This is a genomic window from Paenimyroides marinum (assembly GCF_900108395.1).
Taxonomy (GTDB): domain Bacteria; phylum Bacteroidota; class Bacteroidia; order Flavobacteriales; family Flavobacteriaceae; genus Flavobacterium; species Flavobacterium marinum.
Window position 1 is genome coordinate 21464 of sequence record NZ_FNXE01000035.1, and the last position, 6227, is coordinate 27690.

General features: G+C 37.0%; 5 protein-coding genes. 3 read left to right on the forward strand and 2 right to left on the reverse strand.

Annotated elements, in window-relative coordinates:
* Positions 1–48: 48 nt before the first annotated feature.
* Together BLW20_RS11285 and katG are read left to right on the forward strand one after the other, a co-directional pair.
* On the forward strand, positions 49–795 hold the full coding sequence (locus BLW20_RS11285; protein ID WP_091100883.1) for a rhomboid family intramembrane serine protease: 747 nt from the start codon (positions 49–51) through the stop codon (positions 793–795).
* Positions 796–915: 120 nt separating this feature from the next.
* Positions 916–3189, forward strand: coding sequence for a catalase/peroxidase HPI (katG, locus tag BLW20_RS11290; RefSeq protein ID WP_091100887.1), 2274 nt, complete (start codon positions 916–918; stop codon positions 3187–3189).
* 261 nt (positions 3190–3450) lie between these two features.
* On the opposite strand, the gene rlmB is transcribed toward katG, so the two are convergent.
* Positions 3451–4197 carry a 23S rRNA (guanosine(2251)-2'-O)-methyltransferase RlmB gene (rlmB, locus tag BLW20_RS11300; protein WP_091100896.1) on the reverse strand — a complete coding sequence of 249 codons (747 nt, stop codon included), beginning with the start codon at positions 4195–4197 and terminating at the stop codon, positions 3451–3453.
* Between the two features lie 339 nt (positions 4198–4536).
* Between rlmB and BLW20_RS11305 the strand changes: the two genes are divergently transcribed.
* Positions 4537–5781, forward strand: coding sequence for a TolC family protein (locus BLW20_RS11305; RefSeq protein ID WP_143037779.1), 1245 nt, complete (start codon positions 4537–4539; stop codon positions 5779–5781).
* A 133-nt stretch (positions 5782–5914) separates the two neighbouring features.
* Here BLW20_RS11305 and BLW20_RS11310 read toward each other — a convergent pair.
* Positions 5915–6227, reverse strand: a 313-nt coding sequence (locus BLW20_RS11310) for a transposase (protein WP_143037780.1), incomplete at its 5' end; no start/stop codon positions are given.

A 6227-nucleotide genomic window follows, 5' to 3' on the forward strand; every position in this document is an offset into this window, starting at 1 on the left:
AAAACGACAGTCTTTTTTATTTGGAAGTGTTTTTGATTCAACCATTATATGAAAACAGACCAACTTAAATTTAGGAAAGAAAGCGTATGGGTACCTTTTGTATTCATTTTAATTATTTGGTTGGTTTATTATATCAATTGGCGTTATTTTTTAGAATGGAACAGTTACGGAATCATTCCCCGCACATTTAAAGGTTTACGCGGTGTGTTGTTTTCACCCTTTTTACACGGTTCCATACAGCATTTGTGGAACAATACCATAGCACTCGTTGTGTTGCTGCCCCTTATTTGTTATTATTATTTCAAAAATTGGAAAACCTTGGTTTTTGTGGGCATTTTACTGTCAGGAATCGGTACGTGGCTCATTGCCCAAAGCGGTATCCACATTGGTGCCAGCGGTTTAATTTACGTGTTAACTTCTTATATGTTTTTTACGGGAATCCGCAGTAAGCAATACCGTTTAATGGCACTTTCATTTGTAATTGTCTTGTTATACGGAGGATCGGTCTGGTATATGTTACCCGATATTGAAGAAGGCATTTCGTGGCAAGGACACTTGGCAGGATTTATTTCAGGACTGATCCTTTCTTTTCTGTTAGATAAACCACAGTTTGAGCCACAATATACATACGATTGGCAACACCCCGATTATAATGAATCAAAAGATGATTTCATCAAACAGTTTGACGCCAAAGGAAATTTCAATCCATTACCGTTGCTAAGGAAAGATGCCCAAGGGTATATTTATAACGATACCTTTCACCGGAAAAACGGTAGCAACCATATTAGAAAATAATTCCTGGTTTAATCAGCAAAGAGTAAAAAAAAAACTATAGTTTAATAGATTTTTAATATCAATATGAAATCAAATAAACATTATTATTGTTAATTTTATGAAAACTTAAAACAATAATAAATGGAAAAAGGAAACGATATTGGTAAATGCCCGTTCCACAACGGAACATTATCTGAAAGCAAAGCGGTAGCCGGCGGCGGAACAACAAATAACGACTGGTGGCCAAATAAATTACGTGTAGATATTCTTCGTCAGCACTCATCAAAGTCCAATCCAATGGATCCGGATTTTAATTATGCAGAAGAATTCAAATCCTTAGATCTGGAAGCAGTTAAGAACGATTTAAAAGCACTAATGACCGATTCTCAAGATTGGTGGCCTGCCGATTTTGGTCATTACGGACCATTGTTTATCCGCATGGCGTGGCACAGTGCGGGGACATACCGTGTACAAGACGGTCGAGGCGGAGCAGGAGCCGGTCAGCAGCGTTTTGCACCGTTAAATTCTTGGCCCGATAACGTTTCGTTAGATAAAGCACGTCGTTTGTTATGGCCGGTTAAACAAAAATACGGGCGTAAAATTTCATGGGCAGATTTAATGATTCTTGCCGGAAATATGGCATTGGAATCTATGGGCTTCAAAACAATAGGTTTTGCCGGTGGTCGTGCAGATGTTTGGGAACCTGATATGGATGTTTATTGGGGATCTGAAAAAACATGGCTGGGCGGCGATGTACGTTATGCACAAGGTTCACAGGGGGTAGAAGGAGAAGGTGTGGTAGTATCAGATGACGACGCGGATGGAAAAATCCACAGCAGAAATTTGGAAAATCCGTTGGCAGCAGTTCAAATGGGATTGATTTATGTGAATCCTGAAGGTCCGGACGGAAACCCTGATCCGTTAGCTTCTGCAAAAGATATTCGAGATACTTTTGCCCGAATGGCAATGAACGATGAAGAAACCCTGGCATTGATTGCCGGCGGGCATACGTTTGGAAAAACACACGGAGCAGCTTCTGCAGACCATGTTGGACCTGAACCAGAAGCAGCCGATATGGAAATGCAGGGCTTGGGCTGGCACAATAACTACGGAACCGGTAAAGGGAGGGATACCATTACTTCGGGACTTGAAGTAACCTGGACAAGCAAACCTACCGAATGGTCAAACTTATTTTTAAGTTATTTATACGGATTTGAGTGGGAATTAACAAAATCTCCTGCCGGTGCACACCAATGGGTTGCCAAGAATGTGGGCGAAATTATTCCTCATGCACATGATGCAAATAAAAGATTAAAACCAACTATGTTGACATCAGACATTGCATTGCGTATGGATCCGGTTTATGAAAAAATAGGCCGTCGTTTTTTAGAAAACCCCGATGAATTTGCCGATGCATTTGCTAAAGCCTGGTTTAAATTAACACACCGTGACATGGGACCCCGCAACCGTTATTTGGGACCCGATGTTCCTAAAGAAGAATTTGTATGGCAGGATCCGGTACCGGCAGTAGACCACGAATTGGTGAATGAAGAAGATATTGCCCAATTAAAAGCAGCGGTTTTAGATACCGGTTTAAGCGTTTCAGAATTAGTAGGAACAGCCTGGGCTTCGGCATCAACTTTTCGTGGATCAGACAAACGGGGAGGGGCGAACGGAGCACGCATTCGTTTAGAACCAATGAAAAACTGGGAAGTAAACAATCCTGTGCAGTTAAATAACGTATTGACTGTTTTAGAAACAATCCGGTCAAACTTTAATAAAGAAGGTAAGAAAATTTCCATAGCCGATTTAATTGTACTGGCGGGTGCTGCCGGAATTGAAAAAGCAGCAAAAGATGCGGGGGTTAACGTAACGGTTCCTTTTGCACCGGGGCGTACAGACGCGTCGCAAGAACAAACCGATATCGATTCAATTAAATGGTTAGAGCCCGTTGCCGATGGATTCAGAAATTACAGAAGGTTGAAAAGCAGAGCGGTTTCTACAGAAGAATTATTGATAGACAAAGCACAATTATTAACATTAACAGCTCCGGAATTAACCGTATTGTTGGGTGGTTTGCGTGCAATTAATATCAATTTTGACGGATCGAAACACGGCATTTTTACCGATCGTCCGGGACAGTTGACCAACGATTTCTTTGTGAATTTATTAACGATGGATACGCAATGGAAAGCAATGGATGAAACAAAAGAAATCTATCTGGGAACCGACCGTAAAACAGGAACGCCAAAATGGACGGGTACCCGTGCCGATTTGGTTTTTGGATCAAATTCTGAATTAAGAGCCGTTGCCGAAGTTTACGCAAGTGCCGATGCCAATGAAAAATTTGTGAACGATTTCATTGCAGCCTGGAACAAGGTAATGAATGCAGATCGATTCGATTTAAAATCATAATAAAAAAACGGATTCTAATTAGGATCCGTTTTTTTTATGATTCTTTGTCTAAACAAAAATAGAAGAAAAATTAACCCTAAATCCGTATAAAATAAGTATTCTATATTTCTTAAAGAATTACACAAATTATCGCCAGATATTGTTGAAACACATTCATTATCAAAATTTGTTTCATACTTTAAACTAACCATTGTATTTATTATTCCGAAGCCAAAAATAAGAGCAAGGATAATTAAAGAAATAATTAGAAATGTGTAATGCTTAACTTTCATTTAACCGCTGTCTAACAGCTTCGTATAAAAACGCACCACAGGCAACCGAAACATTTAGTGAAGAAATAGTTCCAAACATAGGTAATTTTGCTTTTTCGTCAACAATTTTTAAAACCGATGGGTTAACGCCTTTATCTTCAGAACCCATAATAATTGCAATGCCTTTTGTAAAATCAATATTGTAAATGTTGTTTTCGGTTTTTTCGGTAGCGGCAACAGTTGTAATGCCCGAACCTTGCAGGTAAAAAACGGCATCTTTGATATGATCTACTTTACAAATGGGAATATTAAAAACCGCTCCGGCAGATGTTTTAACGGTGTCGCCGTTTACAGGAGCCGAACCTTGTTTTTGAATAATGATACCGTCAACTCCGGTGCATTCTGCTGTACGAATAATTGCTCCAAAATTGCGGGCGTCAGACAATTGGTCTAAAATTAAAAACAACGGATGCTCTTTTTTCTCCAACACATCTTCCACCAATTCTTCCATCGTAACAAATTTAATTGGTGTAATAGATGCAACCGCTCCCTGATGGTTGTTGAATTTGCTTAATTTGTTTAGTTTTTCAACCGGGACGTACGAAAAGTTAATGTTGTTTTTTTTCAGCGTTTTTAAAAGCTCCCGCATTAATTCGCCCTGAGCTTCTTTTTGTATAAAAACTTTGTCTATTTCTTTACCTGCCTGAACCGCTTCAATAACTGCACGGATTCCAAATATTTGATGTTCGTTTTGCATGAGGCAAAGATATTATAATATAATTATTGTACGATGATTTGTTTTTATATTGTAAAATAATTTATGAACGTAAATTGAAAACCAGTCTGTTTTTTTTAGAGGTAATTCCATGTTTTAAGTTGAAGTAAATAAAAATGAAAAGCTCTAAATTTAAGTTTTATCTGTCGATAAAAAAGTTCTTAACTTCTATACAAAAGTTTCAAACATCTATTCTGTTTGTATATAAAATATAATAAAACAAACCTTTGTATTGCAATATGAAAAGCAATACAATGAAAAAGTTATTTTTTATTTTAGGCATACTTATCATACCAGTGAACGTTTTGCCAGCAAAACGGTATTTGGTCGTTAAAAGACTGTATAACTTATGCGGTTGAAAACAACGTTACCGTAAAAAAATCAGTTCTTGACAAGACTACCACCGAGGTTAATTACCAACAACAGAAATATAACAGGTTGCCGAGTGTAGCGGGAAGCCTTTCTGCTAATTTGTCCAATGGTTCCGCTATTGACCCCGTAACCAGTGATTTTGTGGATCAGCAGATTTTTTCCAATAATGTAGGGATAAATGCCCAAATGATTTTGTTTCAGGGAAATTCATTAAATCTTCAGATTGAAAAGAATGAAATTTTGGTAAAACAAAGTGAATTGTATCTTCAGGAGGCAAAGAACAATATTACATTAAGTGTATTAGAATCCTACCTGCAGGCTCTTTATTATTACGAAGGGATTAAAATAGCAGAAAACGCTTTGGCTTCGTCAAAGGAAGAACTTAGTCAGGCACAAAAAAAATACGACAACGGAGCTATAGCCAAACTCGAACTTACAGATTTGGAAACCCAACATTCCAATAACCAATATACACTTGTTTCCAACAAAAATATGTATGACCAGCAGGTTTTGTCGCTTAAACAGTTGCTGGAGTTAGATCCTTCTACAGATTTTCAGATAGAGAATATTTCATTGGAAGGTTTGCAAATATTGATTCCCGATAAACAGGAAGTATTTGCCAAAGCAAGCGAACTGCTTCCCGATTTGAAAATTTATGATTTAAACAATGAAAGTTTAGAAAAAGATGTAAAAATTGCCAAAGCAGGTTATTTCCCCACACTTTCGCTTACAGCCGGACTCAATTCGGGTTATCCAAACACGATGGATTTTATCTATAGAGAACAGCTGAAAAACAATTTCAGTCAGCAAGTCGGTTTATCGTTAAGCATTCCCGTTTTTTCAAAAAAACAAAATAAAACCAATGTAAAACTGGCTAAGCTACAAATAGAACAGAACGAGTTAGATAAAATTGCGGCTTCTAAAACGTTGTATTCTAAAATAGAAACCATTTATCAGAATGCGGTTGCAAATCAGGCACAGCAAAACGCTTCCGAAACCGCCAGAAACAACGCAAAACTTTCTTACGAACTCGCAGGGAAAAAATATGAATTCGGAGGATTAACGGCAACAGAACTTTCAGTTAGTCGCAATACCTATCTGAATGCTGAGCAAACCTACCTGCAAAGTAAATATTTAACCTCTTTATATCAGCAACTTTTAAAATTTTATCAAGGCGAATCATTAACCGAATAAAAAAAATTGAGATGAAAAAATATTTTAAATCAGCTATTATAGCCATACTTGTCCTTATTTTAGGATTCATAGCCTATCAGTTCTTCTTTAATAAAAACGATTCTCAGGTTACTATAAACCTGAGTTCGAATAATCAGAATATTGCTAACTGATTTGTTTTTAGCTCATTATATTGTATTGAAGGTTTTTTAGGAAAAAAAGAATAAGCAATTAGCCCTGAAATAAGGTTTGTAAAAAAGTTTCCTATAGATCTATGTCTTGAATGTTCAATTTGACACATGTTTTTCAATTCATCATTAACTGTTTCAATAACAGAACGTTTTCTCAATAGTATTTTGTCAGACAAGGTCATTAAACAGTTTTTCATATTGTTTTTAAGCTGTGTGATTAGATGAACACCATCAACAAATAATATGTCTGCAATTTTTTTAGAGATATAGCCTTTA